The following is a 20,065-nucleotide window of genomic DNA, read 5'->3' as shown; positions in this document are numbered from 1 at the left end:
AGGCTATACAATGCCGTATCTGCTACTCGACTTATCGGCAGAGCCAATGTTTTCTTTATTCCGTCACGGGGAGCGAATGTGATCGTCCGCTGGGAAAGTGACCACGATTACGTGCTGGTGCACATCCACCAGGACATGTTCGGCGACTGGATCTTCAGCCGCGCCTGGGGCCAGATCGGCACTCAGTTCGGCGGCCTCAAGCACATGCTCGCCGACGATCACGATCAGGCCAGGATGTGGCTCGCCGACGAAGCCACTATCCAATCCTCACGCGGCTTACGCAAGGTGCTGGAGGTCGAGGCAGAGAGCGCCGAAGGGCAGGCGGCAGTGCGGCAGCTCTCGCTGCTGGATGTGCTATAGCTCCTCTCTGCCGAGCTTCTTTTCGTCTATCCAGTGCTGCAACAAGCCTTGCAGTTCCTCGCTGACCTCGGCCACCCGTCGGGTCAGCGGCACCAAGCCTTGATTCCTCCCCCCCTGCCGGACCTCCAGCGCCTCCTGCACCAGTCGGTCATAGGTGGCATGCAACCTGGCGATTCGCCCCAAGGGGGTGGCCGTCGCGACCGGCTCGGCTTCCTGCTCAGACAGCCACTGCTGCAGACGACATTGGCCGCAGCCCGTCTCGGGAAGGTCGTGACGTTCACCTTTCAGGTAATCCAAAACACCAGCTGCGCAGGAGCGATGATCGACCATGGCGTAAATGGCCCGCAGCTCCGCCTGCCGGGCCGGCTGTCGCTGCCGCCATGATGGATCGGGACGCCAGGTTTCGAGCCACGTGGGGATCGATTCAGCCGGCATGGGGCGGGCAATGGCGTAGCCCTGCCCGACTTGATACCCCATCGCCAGCAGCAGACGTCCGTGCTGCAGGGTTTCCACCCCCTCGGCAATGATCTCGCGGCGAAATGCGACGGCAAGCCCCAGCACGCCTTCGAGAATCGTCAGATCCTCCGGGTCGTCGAGCATGTCGCGCACGAAGCTGCGGTCGACCTTGATTGCACTGGCAGGCAGATGGCGAAGATAGCTGAGCGAGGAGTATCCGGTACCGAAGTCATCGAGCGCGAAGTCGACGCCAAGGGCATGGCACGCCTTCATCACGTTGGCAACATGAGCGACATCGCTCAGCGCGCTGGTCTCCAGCACCTCCAGTACCAGGTCGCCCGGCGTCACGCTGGGATGACGCTCGATCTCGGCGCGCAGATGCTCGACGAAGCTGGGCTGCTGAAGATGCAGGGCGTCGATGTTGACGCTGACCGGCAGCCGGATACCCGCCGCGGCCCAGGTCTCGAACTGGTCCAGAGCGTGGGCCAGCACCCATTCGCCCAGATCGACGGCCAGCGGATGCTGCTGGATCACCGGCAGGAAGGAAGCAGGGGCCAACAGCCCGCGCTGAGGATGCTGCCAGCGGATGAGTGCCTCTACCCCGAGCACCTCGCCCGTCGCCATGTTGACCTTGGGCTGATAATGAAGCACGAACTCCTCGCTGGTCAGGGCTTCGCGAATACGCTCGAGACTCTCGAGATGTCCGCGCACCGCCCTGTCGTGCTCGGCATCGAAGACATGAAAGCGATTCTTGCCCGCCTGCTTGGCCTGGTACATGGCCTGATCGGCCTGCCGGATGAGCTGCTCGGGCTCGATATCGTCGTCGGGGGCGCAATGCACCAGCCCGATGCTGCCCGAGACGTAAAGGCGATTCCCCTCGATGTCGATCGGCTCCGCGATGTGGTCGAGCAGGCGCACCATCAGACCGTTCACGTTCGCCGTATCGCTTTGCTCGGGCAGCACGAGAATGAACTCGTCGCCGCCGAAACGAGCCACCGTGTCGGCTTCGCGCAGGGTCGACGTCAACCGCTCGGCAATGGTCACCAGGACCCGGTCGCCGAAAACGTGGCCATACTGATCGTTGATCTCCTTGAAGCCGTCCAGGTCGATGTAGGCCAGGGAGACCTGGCAGCCGCTGCGCCGCGCCGTCAACATGGCCTGACGCAGCCGGTCGGACAACAGGATACGGTTTGGCAGCCCGGTCAGGCTGTCATAGAAGGCCAGGTTCTGTAGCTGCTGCTCATGCTGCTTCTGGCGGCTGATGTCGGTGAAAATTCCCACATAGTGGGACACTTGGCCCTGCCTACCACCCACCTTGGAAATGGTCAGAAGTTCCGGAAAGACTTCACCGTTCTTGCGCCGGTTCCATATCTCCCCTTCCCAGGAGCCGCGCTCGAGCAGCGCTTTCCAGAGTTCACGGTAAAAGGCATCGCTCTGCCGCCCCGACTGTAGCAGGCGTGGATTCTTGCCCAGCACCTCGTCGCGATGATAGCCCGTGATGCGCGAGAAGGCGTCGTTGATGTCGAGGATGTCGCCCCGGGCATCGGTGATGACGATCCCCTCCCGGGCATGCCGGAACACACTGGCGGCCAGTTCGATCTCCGCCGTCTTGCGTGCCACCAACTGGCGCAACCGGACGTTCCACGTGACGATCAAGGCCAGCAACAGCGCGAGACCCGCAGCGTAGAGCCAGTAATCGCGCCAGTCGAACTCGACTCTCCCGGGCAGCGCGGCCCCCACCCACTTCTCCTGGAGGCGATCGAGCGTGCCGCTGGCGCGAGCGTGTTCGATCCCTTTGTTCAGGATCGATTGAAGCAGGTGGTTGTCGTCCGCTACGGCCATGGCGTTCAGACCAACGTACAGCGGCTCACCCACCCGTTTCATCAGTTCGTGCAGACCGCTGCTGTAGAGGTGATAGAGCACGATCTGCTCGTCGCCGACCATGGCGTCGGCACGCCCCTCGATCACGGCCATCGCAGCACTGGCGAAATCGTCGGTCTGTACCAGTTCGAACTCGAGCCCCAGCCCGGCCAGATACTCCTTGGCATAGTCGCCGCGCTGGGTGGCCACCCGCTTGCCATCGAGATCCGAGACCAGCGCGATGTCGGGGCGCCCGGCAGAGACGAAGATCGAGGCAGGCACTTCGAAGACCGTTTGCGTGAAGTCGAACTGTCGGTCCCTCACCTCGCTGTAGAAAAAGCTGGTGAGAACATGCGCCTCGCCGCTCAATACACGCTGCTGTGCTTCCTGAAAAACTGTATCGGTGAACTCGGCGTGGAACCCGGCCTCGGTGGCAATCCACTGGGCCAGCTCCACCATCATGCCGCGAGGCTGCTGGCTGGCATCGAGGAATTCGAAGGGGGGATAGCGCGTCTGGCTGACGAAGACGATGGGTTCGTTTTCGTGTAGATAGCGCCGCTCCTCCTCGGTCAGCGCGATACCGCCGTGATCGGCACCCGACACCGAGCTGACCAAGGCCAGCAGCATGCCGGCCAGAGCAGTGCGCTGCCACCGCCTGCGTTGCGGTGCATTCATCCCCACCCCCGTGCCCACGAGCCCACGAGCCCACGAGCCCATGCTGTTCTAATTGTCACCAATGCGCCGCCGTCTCACCACAGAGAAACGGAGGCCTGGTATACGCTGGGTCAACGTAGCCTGTCAGCCCAGATAGCGTCTTCCTCCGGAGCGGGCGGGCGTCCTGGCGGTATCATGCCCGCCGCGCTCTGGCTCGCCCTCTCCGCCCTGCAGCCGCCGCCAGGCGGCTTCATCGAGACGGCCGCGCTCGGCCAACCAGTTGGCCAGCCGCGGCGGCTCGAAGCCCAGGTCGAGCTCCTCGCCCGCTTCGTCCACCAGCACCGGGATGCGCACGCCGTAGCGTTGCATCAATGCCTCGTCTTCGCTGATCTCGACCTTGTTCAGCCGGTATTCACCCTCATGCAGCACGTCCAGCAAGGCTTCGAGACGCTCGCACAGATGACAGCCCAGCGTGGTGTAGAGCGTCAGGTGGGTCATGCTCCCTCCCGGTGACGAATTAAAAATACATGATGAATGTCGGGGCGGCGAGTGAAGTCCGGATCGAAAGTGCGCGCCGAGATTTCCGCCACGGTGAAGCGCTCAGCCAGGCCCGGGTCGAGCTGGAAACGGCGCTGGTTGTTGGAGAACACCAGGGTTCCGCCCGCGGCCAGCCGCGCCATGGCCAGCGAGACCAGACGCACGTGGTCGCGCTGCACGTCGAGCGTGCCCTCCATCTTCTTGGAATTGGAGAACGTCGGCGGATCGAGGAAGATCAGGTCGAACTCGGCCCTGGCGGTTTCCAACCAGCGCAGGCAGTCGTCGCGCACCACACGATGGCGCGCCGGATCGAGGCCGTTGAGGGCGAAGTTGTCCCGCGCCCACTCCAGATAGGTGTTGGAGAGATCGACGCTGACACTGTCGGTGGCACCGCCCGCCTCTTGCGTACCCAACGCAGCCTGCACCGTGGCCGCGGCGGTGTAGCAGAACAGGTTGAGGAAGCGCTTGCCCGCCGCCATCTCGCCCAGCATGCGACGTACCGGGCGATGGTCGAGGAACAGCCCGGTGTCGAGATAGTCACGCAGGTTGACCCATAGCCTGGCACGCCCTTCGTGCACCTGGAAACGCTCACCGGTGCTGGCCTGCTTGCGGTACTGGTCCTTGCCGCTCTGCTTCTCGCGACGCTTGATCACCACTTGCCCCGGGTCGACGCCCAGCACCTCGGGAATCACCTGCAGAGCGTCGAACAGGCGCTTCTGCGCCTGGGCGGCATTCACCGAGCGCGGCGCTGCGTACTCCTGAACGTGCACCCGCCCATCGTAGACATCCACCGCCAGGGCGTACTCCGGCATGTCGGCATCGTAGAGCCGGTAGCAGCTCTCACCCGACTGCTTGAGCCACTTCTTCAACCGCTTGCGGTTCTTCTCCAGGCGGTTGGCGAACATTTGCGCCCCCTCGCTGCGTCGGGGCGTCGCCGCGCCGGAAGCGCTACCCGCCCCAGCGTCCTGGGCGACGTCCGCCGCGTCGGGAACGTCCATCAACAGCAGCTTGGCCTCGAGCGGGCCGTTCTTCAGCGAATACTGCTTGTCGGCGCGCAGGCCAATTCGATGGCCGAGATCGGGATTGGCGGTGAACACCGCCAGGCGCCAGCCGGGAAATGCCTGCCGTATGCCCTCACCCAGCTCACGATAGAGCGTCACCAGCTCGGGCAGCTCGCCCAGCCGCTCGCCGTATGGCGGGTTGGTGATGACCAGGCCTCGCACCTCATCGCCCAACTCGGAAGGCCGCTGCAGTTGGCCAAGCGAGGCGCCCTGGAAGTCGATCAGTGCCGGAATGCCGGCTCGCATGGCGTTGGCCTTTGCTGCCGCTAGCGCCGGTGGGCTCTGGTCGAAGCCGCAGAGCCGGCTGCGGCAGCGCTTGCGGCCGATGCTGGCACGGGCCTCGGCCTCGCGCCTGAGCTCGGCCCAAAGCGCTTCGTCGTGCTGCGCCCAGCCGTGAAAACCGAAGCGCACCCGGTTCAGATTGGGTGCCATGTCGGCAGCCATCAGCGCCGCCTCGATCAGCAGCGTGCCGGCACCGCACAGCGGGTCGACCAGCGCCTGACCGTCGCGCAGGCGCTGCGGCCAGCCGGCACGGATGAGCAGCGCCGCCGCCAAGTTCTCCTTGAGCGGGGCATGCCCCACGTCGCGACGGTAACCGCGACGATGCAGGCTCTCGCCGGAGAGATCCACGCCCAGGGTGAGACGCCCCCGGTGCAGATGGGCATAAAGCCGCAGATCGGGACGCTGCAGGTCGACGTCGGGGCGCGGCCGCCCCTGTGCCTGCAGCGCATCGACCACGCCGTCCTTGACCGTCTGGGCACCGAAGCGGGTATGACGAATCTGCTCGCTGCGGCCATGGAAATCCACCGCCAGGGTGGCGCCAGGACGCAGATGAGCCGACCAGTCCACTCCGGCCACGGCCCGATGCAGCGCCTCGGGGTGCTCGATGCCCTCTTCGCGCAGCAGGCACAGCACGATACGATTGGCCAGCCGCGACCACAGGCAGGCGCGATAGGCCGTGGCCAGATCGGCGCGAAAATGCACGCCGGCCACCGTACTCCTGTCGACTTCCGCTCCCAGCGCGCGCAGCTCGTCGGCCAGCAGTTCTTCCAGTCCCTTGGGACAGGTGGCAAGCAGGGCCGATGTTTCCCTTTGCAATGAATCACTCATGCGACGTTCCCGCCCCCTTCGGCCGGGCATATTCCTTTCGTTACAATTTTGTCTCGGTCTTATGACGAAACATAGGTCGACAATGCCCCCCATGATGGGCTAAGAGTAGTCATGGTAGCTACTGTAAAAGACGCATGCGTTCACCCAGCGGGCCTCTGGTCCCGCATGACCTCGCTCTGCCGTCGTTAAGGGACTGAATAACGGCTAGGCGAACGGTGGAACGTCGGGGCGTGCATGTCGTGCGTCCCAAATTGGTACCTTTACAAGAGGTCATCCGATGAAAAGACAGAAACGTGATCGCTACCAACGCGCCTACCTTCATGGCTACAAGGCTGGCATTTCCGGGCGCTCCCGCGACGACTGTCCCAGTCAGGATGTCAACATACGTGAATACTGGATGAGCGGTTGGCGTGAAGGCCGAGGAGACCAATGGGCCGGCATGACCGGTGTCTCCGGCATTCACAAGAACCCCATGGTTCTATAAACCATGATGCTGTAAGTCTCTTTCTCGACCAACCCGATATCCCTTCACCGTCGTCGAACGGTGGAGAACGAGCTAAGCCCGTGCCTTGCACGGGCTTTCTTGTGCCGACAGTGCCTCTACCCCCTCGTTTTGCCGGAGTGAACACCGGCCGCTTTCAACGCCTCGGCGCACTCGGCGATCAGCTCCGGTCCGCGGTAGATGAAGCCCGAATAGAGCTGCACCAGATCGGCACCCGCCTCGGCCTTGGCCACCGCCGCGTCTCCACTGTCGATCCCGCCCACACCGATGATCGGCAACGCGGGCAGGTGACGACGCAGCTCGCGAATCACCAGATTGGAGGGCTCGAATACCGGCCGCCCGGAAAGTCCGCCCTGCTCGTCGGCATGGGGCAGCCCGGCCACCGCTTCTCGCGACACCGTGGTATTGGTGGCGATCACTGCATCGATACCGCTGCGGGCGATGCTCGCCGCCACCAGCCCCACCTCCTCGGCGCTCATGTCCGGCGCGATCTTGACCGCCAGCGGCACCTTCCGCCCTGCGCTCTGGTCCAGCCGATCACCCGCCTCGCGCAGGGTGCCCAGCAGCGTATCGAGGTGCTCGCCGAACTGCAGATTGCGCAGTCCCGGGGTATTGGGCGAGGAGATGTTGACCGTCACGTAATGCGCATGGGCGTGCACCTTCTCCAGGCAGATCAGGTAGTCGTCCACCGCGCGCTCCACCGGCGTGGTGAGGTTCTTGCCGATGTTGATACCGATCACGCCGTCGTAGCGTGCTGCCTTGACCCGCGCCACCAGGTGGTCCACCCCGGCGTTATTGAAGCCCATGCGATTGATGATCGCGCCACCCTCAGGCAGACGAAACAGGCGCGGCTTGGGGTTGCCGTCCTGGGGCTTGGGCGTGACGGTGCCCACCTCGACGAAGCCGAAGCCGAGCGCACCCAGCGCATCGAGGTGATCGGCATTCTTGTCCAGCCCCGCCGCCAGCCCCACCCGATTGGGAAAGCGCAGCCCCATCAGCTCCACCGGGTCGTCGATTCGCTTGCCGCCCAGCACGCCCAAAAGCTTCAGGCGGTGGGCCAGATCCAGGGCACGCAGCGCATGGCCGTGGGCGGTTTCTGCGTCGAGGCGAAACAGGATCGAGCGGGCAAGCGCGTACATGGGATCTCCTGGCGGTTGGCGATAGGTGGTTGGCAATGGGCGGTTGGCGATAGGCCCGGTTGAAAGGCGGGCGGATTATAGCAGCGCTACCAAGCCAAGACGACGAACCCCGCCATGGGCGGGGTTCGCAGTACCGCAGAGTTGCCGTCTCGGTCAGGCTTCGCCGTTGCTCTCGGCCAGATCGACCAGTTCGCGTACGGCCACGGCAAACAGCGGGAAGCTCGACTGGCTGCCGCCGCCACGTACCTCGGCGATCAAGCGGCACCAGCGCTCATGCAGCGAGGCATGCGTGGCCAGCCAGTTGTCGACGCGCTCGTCGGGCTCACGCCCGTCATCGGTCTTGAGCACGCTCACCGTCAGTGCCAGCTGCTGGCGGTCGATGTCGTCGCGGAAGGTCTCGCGAGCCTGGGCCTGCCAGCTGTCGCGCACGTTGAGATTGCTTACCTGCTGAATCATCCAGGGCAGCTCGAGACGATTGCCGATCTCGAAGAAGACCTCGGCCACGCGCTGCGGCTTCTCGTCGGCCTGACGGGCCGCTTGAATGATGCCGAGTGCACCGTACAGGCTTCCCGAGGCCGCCACCGTGGCCGCCAGCTCTTCGGGCACGCCGGCCTCGAGCAGCTCACCGCGCTTGTGCTCCCAGCGTTCGCGCTCCTCGCCGCGCAGCAGCTCGCCGATGCTCTCCTGCAGCTGAGCCACACGCGGGGCGAAGTACTCGATGGCATCGCGGGTGGAGAGACCCAGACGCTGACGCAGGAACCAGCGGGTGGTACGCCGGATCAGGCGGATGAGATCCGTCATCATGGTGTACTGCACCTGGCTCGGCACCTGGTTGTCCAGCGCCTCGATACGCTCCCACAGGTTGGAGAGCTGGAAGCTGTCGCGGGCAATGATGTAGGCACGGGCAATATCGGCCGGGCTGGCGCCGGTGGAATCGATCAGCAGCCGCACGAAGACGATGCCCATGTGATCGACCAGATCGTTGGCCACCTGGGTGGAGACGATCTCGCGCTTGAGGCGATGATCGTACATCTCATCGGGGAAGCGCTCGACCAGCACCCGCGGGAAGATACGCTCCACATACTGCTGGATGTAGGGGTCGTCGGGCACGTCGGAGGCCAACACCTCGCCCTTGAGCACGCTCTTGGAGTAGGAGATCAGTACCGACAGCTCCGGATGGGTCATGCCCTGGTCTTCGTTGGCGCGCTCCAGCAGCTCCTCGTCGGTGGGCAGGAATTCCAGCTCCCGGTCGATCTGCCCGGCGGCCTCCAGCTCGCTGATGAAGCGACGGTACGGGTCGATGCCCTGACGCGAGAAGATGGCCGAGATATCCAGCGCCTGGGTCTGGCGGTAGTTATCGAGGATGACCAGATCGGCCACCTCCTCGGTCATGTCGGCGAGCAGTTGGTTACGCTGCTTGTCGGTCATGTCGCCGCGCTTGACCACCTCGTCGATGAGGATCTTGATGTTTACCTCATGGTCGGAGCAGTTGACCCCGCCGGCATTGTCGATGAAGTCGGTATTGACCAGCACGCCCTTGGCGGCGGCCTCCATGCGGCCACGCTGGGTCAGGCCCAGGTTGCCGCCCTCGCCCACCACCCGGCAGTTGAGTTCGCCGCCGTTGATGCGCAGCGCATCGTTGGCCTTGTCGCCGACCATGGCGTCGGTCTCGGCGCTGCCCTTGACGTAGGTGCCGATCCCGCCGTTCCACAGCAGGTCGACCTGCGACTTGAGCATGGCGCGGATGAAGTCATTGGGCGAGAGACGGTCCTCGGCAATGCCGAAGGCCTCCTTCATCTGCGGCGTCATGGCGATCGACTTGGCGCTGCGCTTGAACACGCCGCCGCCCTCCGAGATCAGCGAGGCGTCGAAATCCTCCCAGCTGGAGCGCGGCAGCTCGAACAGGCGCTTGCGCTCGGCGAAGGTGGCCGCCGCATCGGGATTCGGGTCGACGAAGATGTGCAGATGGTTGAAGGCGCCTACCAGGCGGATCTTGTCGGAGAGCAGCATGCCGTTGCCGAACACGTCGCCGCCCATGTCGCCGATGCCGACCACGCTGAACTCCTCTTCCTGGGTGTTCAGCCCCAGGCTGCGGAAGTGGCGCTTCACCGACTCCCAGGCACCGCGAGCGGTGATGCCCATCTTCTTGTGGTCGTAACCGTTGGCCCCGCCCGAGGCGAAGGCGTCGCCCAGCCAGTGGCCGTACTCGACGGAAATCTCGTTGGCGATGTCGGAGAAGGTCGCCGTGCCCTTGTCGGCCGCCACCACCAGGTAGGCGTCGTCATCGTCGTGACGCACTACGTCTTTGGGCGGTACCACCTCGCCGCCGACCAGATTGTCGGTCACGTCGAGCAGGGCCCGGATGAAGGTCTTGTAGCAGGCGATGCCCTCCTGCTGGAGGGCGTCACGATCGCCACCCTCGGGCAGGCGCTTGCAAACGAAGCCGCCCTTGGCCCCCACCGGCACGATGACGGCGTTCTTCACCTGCTGCGCCTTGACCAGCCCCAGCACCTCGGTGCGGAAGTCCTCGTGACGATCCGACCAGCGCAACCCGCCGCGGGCAACCTTGCCGCCGCGCAGGTGGACGCCCTCGACCCGCGGTGAACAGACGAAGATCTCGAAGACCGGGCGCGGCTTGGGCATGCCGGTGATGTGCTTGGGATCCAGCTTGTAGGCGATGTAGTCCTTGAAGCCACCGTCGGCGGTGCGCTGATAGTAGTTGGTGCGCAGGGTGGCCTGGATCATCTCCATGAAGCGGCGCAGCAACTGGTCGTCATTGAGACTGGCCACGCCGTCGAGGTGGCGGTTGAGTCGCTCGATGCAGGCCTCTACCTCATCCTCGCCGGGACGCTCCGCGGGGTCGAAGCGCAGCTTGAACAGCGCGACCAGCTCACGAGTGATCTCGGGATAGTTGGTCAGCGCGGAGGCGATGTAGTCCTGCGACATGCCGAAGCGGATCTGCTTCAGATAACGGGCATACGCCCGCAGCATGGCCACTTCCCGCCAGTCCAGGTTGGCGGCGATCACCAGGCGGTTGAAAGCGTCGTTCTCGGCCTCGCCGACCCAGATGCGCTTGAATGCCTCGATGAAGGGCTCACGCATCTTCTGCAGGCTGACCTCGGTGCTGGTGTGATGTTCGAGGTCGAAGTCGTGCAGCCAGTAGCGCACTTCGGGAGTGACGATCTCGTAGGGCCGCTCGCCGATCACGCGCAGCCCCAGGTTCTCCATCACCGGCAGCACGTCGGAGAGCGGAATGGTGCGATCGCGCTGAAACAGCTTGAGATTGACGCCGCTGCCCTCCTCCTCCACCAGACGATAGAGGGTCAGCGCCAGCGGCTCGCCGGCATCGAGATCGGCCAGGTGCTGCAGGTCGAACACCGCCGTGCGCGAACCGAAGTCGTCGCGATAGCTGGCCGGGAAAGCGTCGCGGAAGCGATCCATCAGCCGGTTGGCCTGCTCCTCACCGAAGCCTTCGACCAGCGCCTCGTGCAGCTCGTCGCGCCAGCTGCGCGCCAGCTGTGCCACCTTGGCCTCGAGCCGCTTGAGGTTGACCTCACGGGGGGCATCGCCACGGAAGCGCAGGATGAACTGGATACGCGCCAGGATCGATTCCGAGAGATAGGTGTTGAAGTCACCGAAGGTGGCGTCGAGTTCTTCGCACAGCAGGTTCTGGATACGCACCCGCAGATCGGTGGAGAACACGTCACGCGGCACGAACACCAGGCAGGAGTGGAAGCGCCCGGAGTGGTCGGTGCGGATGAACAGGCGCACGCGACGTCGTTCGCGAATGTCGAGAATGCCCAGCGCAGTGTGAGCCAGTTCCTGGGTATCGATCTGGAACAGGTCGTCACGGGGGTAGACCTCGAGGATCTGCAGCAGCTGCTTGCCGTTGTGCCCCTTGGGGTTGAATCCGGCGATCTCCATCACCGCCTTGAGCTTGCGCCGCAGCAGCGGAATGTTGCGCGGCGACTCGTTGTAGACGCTGGCGGTGAACAGGCCAAGGAAGCGATGCTCGCCGATCACACGGCCCTGCTCATCATAGCGATCGATGGAGACGTAATCGGGATAGGTGGGGCGATGCACCCGGGCGTGGTGCGAACTCTTGGCAAAGGAGAGCAGTTGCGGCACGAGCACGAAACGGTTGCCCTCGATCCCCAGCTCGGTGCGGATACGCTCCTGATAGCGCGGCAGGTCCAGACGGAACACGCCGAGTTCGCTGCCCTGCTCCTTGACCAGGCGGTCACCGTCGGCGTCCGACTCGATGGTAAAGGCGTCGTAGCCCAGAAAGGTGAAGTTGTCGCGCACCAGCCACTCGAGAAAAGCAATTGCCTCTTCGTGGTCGCCCGGCTCGATCTGCTCGGGACGGCCGGCCTTGAGCTCGGCGACTGCCTTCAGGGCGCGCTCGTGCATGGTGTCGTAGTCGCCCACGGCAATCCGCACGTCGCGCAGCACCTCGCGCAGCGACTCCTCGATGTCGGCCAGCACCTCGGGGTTGGAGTGGCGGTCGATCTCGATGGCGATCAGCGATTCGCGCTGCTCGGGGGCATCGGCATCCCGCGGTGAACCGACCCGCACCAGGTTGTGGCTCGAGTTGCGCTCCACCGCCAGCACGGCGTTGTGGATCGCATGCACGGTGAGCGCCCGCCGGTTGAGCTCGATGCGCACCGAGTCGACCAGAAACGGCATATCCTCGTGCAGCACGGCAACGAAGGTGTGGGAGGACTGCCAGCCGTGCTCCTCGAAATCGGGGTTGAAGACGCGCACCTTGGGCGAGGCGTGATCGAAGTGCTGAATGTAGTGCCAAACCGACAGCGTGGCGCCGTAGAGGTCGTCCAGGCGGCGGTCGGCCAGATCCTCGAGCGGCACGGTGGCGTAAAAATGACGGGCGAACGCTTCCACCTCTTCGGCCCGCGCCTTCTCGAGTCGGCTATCCAGGCGCTCGCGCAGCTGCTTGAGAATCTCCTGCCGGCCCACTTCGATCGTCTCGTATTGCATCCCTCACCTCGGCTGCCTGGGGCCGCATGTCGGCCCTGGGAAAGAATCGGCGTGGCACACGGCCACGTGTCGGGAAGCTTACTTCAGCCCTGCGCCACACCCTATCGACTTGCCAGCCTTCTCATGGTGCATGTCGCTTGTGCATCGAGACCGAACGTTTTGCTACTTGACAACCCGAGACTCTTCAGGACCAAGGGCTCAAGCGACGTTTCTTTCCAGCAGCACACCGCATTCACAGTGATGGGTCCAGGGGAACTGATCGAACAGTGCGAAACGGGCAATCCGATGCGTGCGGCTCAGCGACTCCAGGTTCTGCTCCAACGTATCCGGGTTGCATGAAATATAGACGACTCGCGAATATTCGCTCAGTTGCCGGCAGCTTGCCTCGTCGAGGCCGGCACGCGGAGGATCCACCAGCACGGTGGAAAAGTCATACGCTTCCAGCGCCATTTCGGTCACACGTCGGCCGCCCTTCTCGCCCTTCAGCGCAGCAGCGAACTCTTCCGCCGACATGCGCCCCACCGCAGCGTTGTCGATACCGTTGGCCGCCAGGTTCTGCTGCGCGCTGGCAACGGAGGTGCGCGAGATCTCGGTGGCCAGCACACGGCGGAAGTTCTCGGCCAGGGCCACGGTGAAGTTACCGTTGCCGCAGTAGAGCTCGACCAGATCGCTATCCTGGCTCCCTCGGGTCACGTCCCGGGCCCAGGTCAGCATGGCCCGGCTGACCTCGGCGTTAGGCTGGGTGAAGCTGTTCTCCACCTGCTGATAGTGGAAGGTGCGCCCTTCCACCTCCAGTCGCTCCCAGACATGGTCGCGCTCGAGCACCAGGCGCTGCTTGCGCGAGCGACCGATGATAAGGATGTCGAGCGCCTGCTGCAGTTGTCGTGCCTCACTCTCCCAAGCCTCGTCCAGCGGGCGATGGTAGATGAGGGTCACCAGCGCCTCGCCGGAAAGCGTGGTCAGGAACTCGACCTGGAACAGTCGCCTGCGCAGCACGTCGCTAGCCAGCAGCGCCTCGCGCAGGCGAGGCATCAGCTCGTTGATGCGTCCGCTGGCGACGGGATAGTCGTCCAGGCGAATCACCCGCTTGTGCTTGGGATCGTCCGGGTCGACCTCGAACATGGCAAAGAAGAGATCGTCACCCTCGTGCCACAGACGGAATTCGCAGCGCTGCCGATAGTGGCTCGGCGGCGAGGCAAAGACCTCCAGCGGGGGCGGCGAAAAGCGCTCGAACTGCCGGCTGATGCGCTCACGCTTGGTCGCCAGCTGCTGGTCGTAGCGTTCGGGGTCGACAACGGGAATGGACACGGCATCTCCTGACGTGTGCAGGGTGGAAAGAAAATATTGGGTCAGCCGACGATGAGCAGGCGCGGCTCGTCGAAACCGAAAGTGGCCACGGCACGGGCCAGACGGGCATCCGGCGCCGTCGCCAGGCTCTCGTCGCGTCCGCTCGCGATCTCGAGCTCCTGCACCACCTGGGCGGTACGCCGGGCGATGGCCTCGCCGGAGTCGACCAGTTGGACCGGCCTGGGGGCGGCGGCCACGATGCGCTCGGCGAGCAGCGGAAAGTGAGTGCAGCCGAGCACGACGGTATCGAGATCGGGCGCTTCCCACAGGGGGGCGGTCACGGCATCGATGACCGCCTGGTCCGGCTCATCGCCGGCCAGGAATCGCTCCACCTCACGTACCATGGGGTCGGCGGCGACCCGAGTGACACGACAGTCGGCGGCAAAGGTCTCGATCAACCGGTCGGTATAGGGACGCGCCACGGTAGCGCTGGTGGCCAGCAAGCCGATGTGCCGGCTGCGACTCTGGGCAGCGGCGGGTTTGATCGCCGGCACGGTCCCCACCACCGGAACCGACAGATGTTCGCGCAGCGCATCCAGCGCCAGGGTGCTGGCCGTGTTGCAGGCAACGACCAGGACGGAGCATTCGCTCGCAGCCACGGCGGCCTTGCACACGGCCAGGATGCGCTCCACCAGCCACGCATCGGGGCGGATGCCGTAGGGCAACATGGCGTTGTCGCAGGCATAGACCAAGGCGGCACCAGGCAGGTGGTGCCGCAATGACGGTACGACCGACAGGCCGCCGACGCCGGAATCGAAGATCAGTATCGGGCCAGACATGGCGAAACGAGGCGCATTGAAATCGCTCGGCTGCTGCAAAGGGCTCTATTCTAGCAGCATGCCGAACGAGCTGAAGCCCCCGTTTCGCCGCCTGACGTCAGGCTGCCGGTTCCGCGGTCTCGCGCAGCTCGGCGTATAGCTCCGGATAGGCTTCCTGCAGCCGCCCCAACTTGGCCGCCGCGCCTTCCGGCAGCGCCTGGGCCAGTAGCTCCAGGTCGCGATCGTTGAAGTATTCGCGAATCAGCGGGAACAGCAGTTCGCGCTCATCGCGCAGATAGGCACGGTGCGCGTCGAGGTAGGCCTTGAGATCGTCGGCAAATCGGTCCATGGGGATGACCGCATCCATCAGGATCATGTCGATGTCGCCGGATAGCTGATTCAGGCGCTTGCGCAAGGCCTGATAGTCGCTGGACAACCGCTCGGTCAATTCCTGGGTTTCGGGCGCCAGGGCCTGAAGCCTCTCCGAGCAGACGCGTTCGAGGGGAACGGTGAACTCTTCCATGTAGTCGAGAATGTAATCGACGACTTCGCGGACCAGCTTGAAGTTGGGCCGTTCTCCGTCAGCGAGGGACTTCTGTTTGAGCTGAAGGACGTGCAACATGCGCGCCATATTGGCATGATCCTGACGCAGTTGGGTCAGCATGGGCATGTCGAGGCCTCCTCTAACGATGAGCGTATAGTGTTGGAGTCGCGGGACAGGAGCAGGTTCAGTCTCGTCGCCGTCGAGATACGGTCTTGTCGCCAACGAGACACGGGGCAAAAGCGGGATGCTGTATCACCCTAGACCCTTTATGCCGATCCCGCACATCGCCCAAGGTCGAATTTGCAAGCACCAAGGAGTATGCCATGGACCTTTTCGGTAAGGCGTCTGACGATTCCGCCCCCCTGGCCTATCGCATGCGCCCGCGCCGCCTCGACGATTACGTGGGCCAGCAGGCCTTGGTGGGTCCAGGCAAGCCGCTGCGACGCATGGCCGAGGCGGGCATCGTGCGCTCGATGATCTTGTGGGGGCCGCCCGGCACCGGCAAGACCACCCTGGCCGAGATCCTTGCCGAACACTCCGGCGCCCACCTGGAGCGACTCTCCGCGGTGATGGCGGGCGTGAAGGAGATTCGCGCCGCCGTTGATCGCGCGCGCGCCATGCAGGGCCAGGGCCGCCCCACGCTGCTCTTCCTTGACGAGATCCATCGGCTCAACAAGAGCCAGCAGGACGCCCTGCTGCCCCATGTGGAGGCGGGTCTGCTCACGTTGATCGGCGCCACCACCGAGAACCCCTCGTTCGAGGTCAACTCTGCCCTGCTCTCCCGGGCCCGCGTGCATGTGCTCACTGCGCTCGACGAAGAAGAGCTCATGGAAGTGATGCGACGCGCCCTGAACGACGACGAGCGCGGCCTGGGCCAGCGCCGCATCGCCGTGGATGACGAAGTGCTCGGCATGCTGGCCCGCGCCGCGGCCGGCGACGCCCGTCGCGCCCTGGGCATGCTGGAGACCGCCTGCGACTTCACTGTCGTCGAGGGCGATGGCGAGCGCCTGCCCCGCGAGGCCCTGAATGCCGCGCTTGGCCACCAGGCCAGCGCCTTCGACAAGCAGGGCGACCACTACTACGACCTGCTCTCGGCGATCCACAAGTCAGTGCGCTCATCGCGCCAGGACGCCGCCCTGCTCTACATCGCCCGCTTCATCCAGGGCGGCGGCGACCCGCTCGACGTGGTTCGCCGCCTGGCGGCGATTGCCTCGGAGGACGTTGGCAATGCCGACCCTCGCGCGCTGCCGTTGGTCATGGCAGCCTGGGACGCCTACCTGCGCCTGGGCGACTACGAGGGCCAGCGCGCCATCGCCCATGCCGCCATTCACCTCTCCATCGCGCCCAAGAGCAACGCCATCGACCAGGCCTGGAAGCGTGCCAAGGCCTTCACGGCGGCTCAGCCGCGGCTGGAGGTGCCCACCTACCTGCGCAACGCCCCGACCAAGCTGATGGAGTCGCTGGGCCATGGCCACGGCTACCGCTACGCCCACAACGAGCCGGAAGGCTACCCGGCGGGCAGCCAGCACGACTGCTGGCCCGAGGAAGTACCGCGAGAGGCCTTCTATCAGCCCAGCGAACACGGCCAGGAGAAGCGCTACGCCCAGCTGATGGCCTGGCGCGCCGAGCTGGATGCCCGGGCCGACGGAAACGCAGGCGAGTAGCAAGGCGAGCCGGAAAGACGCCAGCTAAGGAAACGCTGAATAAATCGGCGAGCGAGATGAAGCGCTAGGCGCACGGAGCACAGGAACCGGAGCATATGGGGTATATGTGAGGATTCCGCGCACCGCGCAACGCAGCGATTCGCTCGCGCAGCCATTTGTGCAGTGTTTCCCTAACGAAAGCGCCGCCTCAAGGGCGGCGCTTTGCGTTCTGCTTGAACTATCCGTGGATAATGAGGATCAGTGAGTGTCGCGGATCACGTCGGCCCCTTCGGGGATCTGGAACGCGAAGCGACGCTCGTCGATGGCATGGTTGGTGCGCACGTCGCTGAACTCAATGACGGTCTCCTGGCCGGTGCTGTCGATCATCTGCAGGGCCGCCAGCTGCTCGCCGCGGAAGGTCATCTGCAGCTCTTCGAACAGGGTGTCCGGCGATCTCGGCACCAGCCGGAAGCTCTCGCCACCGCCCTCCTGATGGCGTGTGACCTCGTAGCTATCGGTCAGCTCGCGGGCGCTACCCGACAGCAGCAGCGCCGGGGTGTGGGTGACCCGCTGGTCGAGCGCCTGTACGGTGACCTGCTCCAGATCGGGATCGTAGAGATAGACCTCGCTGCCGTCGGAGATCACCTCCTGCTGATAGGGCGCATCGACCTCCCAGCGGAACTTGCCGGGACGCGACAGCCACATCTGGCCGTTGGCCTGCTGCAGGCGCTCGCCGCTGCCGTCGAGGATCAACTGCTCGAAGCGCGCCTCGAGGGTTTCCAGTGGCTCCAACAGACTGGTCAGCCGGTCGGCACCTTCGCTGGCCAAGGCGGCTGCCGGCATGACGAGGGTAAGGGCCAGTGCAGTTAGGGTCTTCTTCACACTCATCGTCTCTCTCCCTGGGCGGGTCCTGAATGGATCCTGTCACTCGGACCCGCTACGTGCCGGCGGGTTGCATTGCCCGCCGGCACTTTCATGATTGATGCATGGTTGTCGCCTGTCGCCGACGGCGATCAATTGCCCACTGGCGGCGGCGCCAGCACTTCACGACCGCCGTTGGTGCCCATCGAGGAGACCACGCCGGCCGCCTCCATGGCTTCCACCAGGCGCGCCGCGCGGTTGTAGCCGATCTTGAAGCGCCGCTGCACCGCCGAGATGGAGGCGCGGCGACTCTCGGTGACGAACTGTACCGCTTCGTCGTAGAGGGCATCCTGCTCGGCATCGCCGCCACCCTCGCCCATATCGGCCTCGAGCCCGGTCAGGGCGTCGGCCGAGACGCCGCCGGAGAGGATCTCGTCGACGTATTCCGGCTCGCCGCGACGTTTCCAGTCCTCCACCACCCGATGCACCTCGTCGTCATCGACGAAGGCCCCGTGCACCCGGGTCGGCAGCCCCGAACCCGCCGGCAGGTAGAGCATGTCGCCATGGCCCAGCAGATTCTCGGCGCCCCCCTGATCGAGAATGGTGCGCGAATCGACCTTGGACGACACCTGGAAGGCCATGCGGGTGGGGATGTTGGCCTTGATCAGACCGGTCACCACGTCAACCGAGGGGCGCTGGGTGGCCAGTATCAGGTGGATACCGGCGGCCCGCGCCTTCTGCGCCAGACGCGCGATCAGCTCTTCGACCTTCTTGCCGACGATCATGAACATGTCGGCGAATTCGTCGATCACCACCACGATGTAGGGCAGTTTCTCCAGTACCGGTGGGGCTTCGTGCATCTCCCACGGCTGCGGCTCCCACAGCGGGTCGGCCACCTGGGCGCCGGCACGCCCGGCCTCGTCGAGCTTGCCGTTGAAGCCGGCGATGTTGCGCACGCCCATGGCCGCCATCAGCTTGTAGCGCCGCTCCATCTCGGCCACGCACCAGCGCAGCGCGTTGGCGGCCTCCTTCATGTCGGTGACCACTGGGGCCAGCAGATGCGGGATGCCGTCGTAGACGGAAAGCTCCAGCATCTTGGGGTCGACCATGATCAGGCGCAGCTCGTCCGGTGTGGCCTTGAGCAGCATCGAGATGAGCATGGCGTTGACGCCCACCGACTTGCCCGAGCCGGTGGTACCGGCCACCAGCAGGTGAGGCATCTTGCCCAGGTTGGCCACCACCGGGCCACCACCGATGTCCTGGCCCAGCGCCAGGGTCAGTGCCGAAGCCTCCTGCTGGTAGCGGTCGGAGTCGATCACTTCGCGCAGACGGATCATCGCCCGGTGCGGATTGGGAATCTCGATGCCCACCGTGGGTCGCCCGGGGATGACCTCCACCACGCGCACGCTCTTGACCATCAGCGAGCGCGCCAGATCCTTGGCCAGGTTGCTGATCTTCGACACCTTCACCCCGGCGGCGGGCTTGATCTCGAAGCGGGTGATCACCGGCCCCGGCCAGGTGTGCACCACCTCGGCCTTGACGCCGTATTCGCGCAGGCGGGTCTCGAGCAGTTCGGCCATGTCGGCCAGTTGCTGCTCGGTGTAGTTCTGCTGATGCGGCTCCGGCGGCGTGAGCAGGCGCAGGCTGGGCAGCTCGCCGTCCGGCTCCGGCATGTCGTCGAGGGTGGGCCGCTGGCTCTGCAGATGCTCCACCGTCCAGAGCGTGGGGCCATCGGGCTCCGCTGCCGCGGCACGTGCCTGTTCGGCGGTGGCGACTCTGCCGCCACTTTCGCTCTCGTCTTCTTCCTCGTCATCGATGAACGTCAATGAGGGCTCATCGGTGGCAGCCGACCGGCCGGCCGACTCACGCCAGGCCCGCAGACCCTCGGCCTGATCGGTATAGGCAGTGGGGCGTTGCGCAGCGCTGGCCGTCTGAGGCGGCATGGCCTCGTCCGCATTCGCCTCGTCGAGATCGCCATCGTCTTCGAAGTCGTCGCCACCGACGTCGTTCCAGTTCAGCCGCGGCTCGTAAGCATCGGTCGACTCTTCGGGCTGCAGATCGCCGAGCCCTGGCTCGCGCCGTGCTTCCCCACGCGGTGCAGCAGGCTCGGGGGCTGCGGGCTCCGCCGTGGACGACACCGTCTCGGGATCGGGTGGCTGGAAGCCGGGAGAGGTAGCCTTGGCTGCCGGCGTCTGAACGTCATCGGTGGCGCGTAGCGGCATGGCGGCGGTAGGCAGC

The 20,065-nt window shown here is 64.9% G+C and carries 13 protein-coding genes; 3 read left to right on the top strand and 10 right to left on the bottom strand.

What is annotated here, in order from left to right:
- Window positions 1-78 precede the first annotated feature (78 nt).
- Entirely contained in the window at window positions 79-360 is a 282-nt protein-coding gene (locus tag B8115_RS10895; RefSeq protein WP_010627833.1) for a hypothetical protein, read from the top strand.
- Here B8115_RS10895 and B8115_RS10890 read toward each other — a convergent pair.
- The 3 genes from B8115_RS10890 to rlmKL all read right to left on the bottom strand — a co-directional run bounded on the left by B8115_RS10890 (window position 355) and on the right by rlmKL (window position 6,038).
- On the bottom strand, window positions 355-3,351 hold the full coding sequence (locus B8115_RS10890; RefSeq protein WP_010627832.1) for an EAL domain-containing protein: 2,997 nt from the start codon (window positions 3,349-3,351) through the stop codon (window positions 355-357). The genes B8115_RS10895 and B8115_RS10890 overlap by 6 nt on opposite strands.
- 123 nt (window positions 3,352-3,474) lie before the next feature.
- Window positions 3,475-3,828 (bottom strand): glutaredoxin family protein, encoded by a 354-nt coding sequence (locus tag B8115_RS10885; RefSeq protein ID WP_010627831.1) that lies wholly within the window; start codon window positions 3,826-3,828, stop codon window positions 3,475-3,477.
- A complete protein-coding gene (rlmKL, locus tag B8115_RS10880) occupies window positions 3,825-6,038 on the bottom strand; it encodes a bifunctional 23S rRNA (guanine(2069)-N(7))-methyltransferase RlmK/23S rRNA (guanine(2445)-N(2))-methyltransferase RlmL (RefSeq protein WP_026038049.1) in 2,214 nt (737 codons plus the stop codon). The genes B8115_RS10885 and rlmKL overlap by 4 nt, the downstream gene beginning before the upstream one ends.
- Window positions 6,039-6,315: 277 nt before the next feature.
- On the opposite strand from rlmKL, the gene rmf reads away from it, so the two are divergent.
- The gene (rmf, locus tag B8115_RS10875; protein ID WP_010627829.1) at window positions 6,316-6,522 is read left to right on the top strand and encodes a ribosome modulation factor; all 207 of its coding nucleotides are present in this window, start codon (window positions 6,316-6,318) and stop codon (window positions 6,520-6,522) included.
- 116 nt (window positions 6,523-6,638) lie between these two features.
- Here the strand turns inward: rmf and B8115_RS10870 are convergent, their stop codons facing one another.
- The 5 genes from B8115_RS10870 to B8115_RS10850 all read right to left on the bottom strand — a co-directional run bounded on the left by B8115_RS10870 (window position 6,639) and on the right by B8115_RS10850 (window position 15,443).
- Window positions 6,639-7,679, bottom strand: coding sequence for a quinone-dependent dihydroorotate dehydrogenase (locus tag B8115_RS10870; protein WP_010627828.1), 1,041 nt, complete (start codon window positions 7,677-7,679; stop codon window positions 6,639-6,641).
- Between the two features lie 153 nt (window positions 7,680-7,832).
- Window positions 7,833-12,674, bottom strand: a complete 4,842-nt coding sequence (locus tag B8115_RS10865) for an NAD-glutamate dehydrogenase (RefSeq protein ID WP_010627827.1) — start codon at window positions 12,672-12,674, stop codon at window positions 7,833-7,835.
- A gap of 198 nt (window positions 12,675-12,872) precedes the next feature.
- Complete coding sequence (gene trmA / locus B8115_RS10860) at window positions 12,873-13,982, bottom strand: tRNA (uridine(54)-C5)-methyltransferase TrmA (protein ID WP_010627826.1); 1,110 nt, start codon at window positions 13,980-13,982, stop codon at window positions 12,873-12,875.
- Window positions 13,983-14,023: 41 nt separating this feature from the next.
- A complete protein-coding gene (gene murI / locus B8115_RS10855) occupies window positions 14,024-14,800 on the bottom strand; it encodes a glutamate racemase (protein WP_026038048.1) in 777 nt (258 codons plus the stop codon).
- 97 nt (window positions 14,801-14,897) lie between these two features.
- Window positions 14,898-15,443 carry a hemerythrin domain-containing protein gene (locus B8115_RS10850; RefSeq protein ID WP_026038047.1) on the bottom strand — a complete coding sequence of 182 codons (546 nt, stop codon included), beginning with the start codon at window positions 15,441-15,443 and terminating at the stop codon, window positions 14,898-14,900.
- Window positions 15,444-15,646: 203 nt separating this feature from the next.
- Here B8115_RS10850 and B8115_RS10845 point away from each other — a divergent pair, with 203 nt between their 5' ends.
- Entirely contained in the window at window positions 15,647-16,987 is a 1,341-nt protein-coding gene (locus B8115_RS10845) for a replication-associated recombination protein A (RefSeq protein WP_010627823.1), read from the top strand.
- A gap of 237 nt (window positions 16,988-17,224) precedes the next feature.
- Here B8115_RS10845 and lolA read toward each other — a convergent pair whose 3' ends face one another.
- Both lolA and B8115_RS10835 read right to left on the bottom strand, forming a co-directional pair.
- Complete coding sequence (gene lolA, locus B8115_RS10840; protein WP_010627822.1) at window positions 17,225-17,854, bottom strand: outer membrane lipoprotein chaperone LolA; 630 nt, start codon at window positions 17,852-17,854, stop codon at window positions 17,225-17,227.
- A gap of 125 nt (window positions 17,855-17,979) precedes the next feature.
- A complete protein-coding gene (locus B8115_RS10835; protein ID WP_010627821.1) occupies window positions 17,980-20,064 on the bottom strand; it encodes a DNA translocase FtsK in 2,085 nt (694 codons plus the stop codon).
- Window position 20,065 lies beyond the last annotated feature (1 nt).

The organism is Halomonas sp. KM-1 (assembly GCF_000246875.1).
Lineage (GTDB): Bacteria > Pseudomonadota > Gammaproteobacteria > Pseudomonadales > Halomonadaceae > Halomonas > Halomonas aerodenitrificans.
The sequence above is the reverse complement of the archived record's forward strand: the minus strand, read 5'-3'. Positions and strand labels throughout refer to the sequence as shown.

Excerpts from the sequence above, each read along its gene's own strand:
- B8115_RS10870 (WP_010627828.1), bottom strand. The coding sequence starts at position 7,679 with ATGTACGCGCTTGCCCGCTCGATCCTGTTTCGCCTCGACGCAGAAACC.
- rlmKL (WP_026038049.1), bottom strand. The coding sequence starts at position 6,038 with ATGAGTGATTCATTGCAAAGGGAAACATCGGCCCTGCTTGCCACCTGT.
- lolA (WP_010627822.1), bottom strand. The coding sequence starts at position 17,854 with ATGAGTGTGAAGAAGACCCTAACTGCACTGGCCCTTACCCTCGTCATG.
- B8115_RS10865 (WP_010627827.1), bottom strand. The coding sequence starts at position 12,674 with ATGCAATACGAGACGATCGAAGTGGGCCGGCAGGAGATTCTCAAGCAG.
- B8115_RS10845 (WP_010627823.1), top strand. The coding sequence starts at position 15,647 with ATGGACCTTTTCGGTAAGGCGTCTGACGATTCCGCCCCCCTGGCCTAT.
- B8115_RS10885 (WP_010627831.1), bottom strand. The coding sequence starts at position 3,828 with ATGACCCACCTGACGCTCTACACCACGCTGGGCTGTCATCTGTGCGAG.
- B8115_RS10850 (WP_026038047.1), bottom strand. The coding sequence starts at position 15,443 with ATGCTGACCCAACTGCGTCAGGATCATGCCAATATGGCGCGCATGTTG.
- murI (WP_026038048.1), bottom strand. The coding sequence starts at position 14,800 with ATGTCTGGCCCGATACTGATCTTCGATTCCGGCGTCGGCGGCCTGTCG.
- B8115_RS10890 (WP_010627832.1), bottom strand. The coding sequence starts at position 3,351 with ATGAATGCACCGCAACGCAGGCGGTGGCAGCGCACTGCTCTGGCCGGC.
- rmf (WP_010627829.1), top strand. The coding sequence starts at position 6,316 with ATGAAAAGACAGAAACGTGATCGCTACCAACGCGCCTACCTTCATGGC.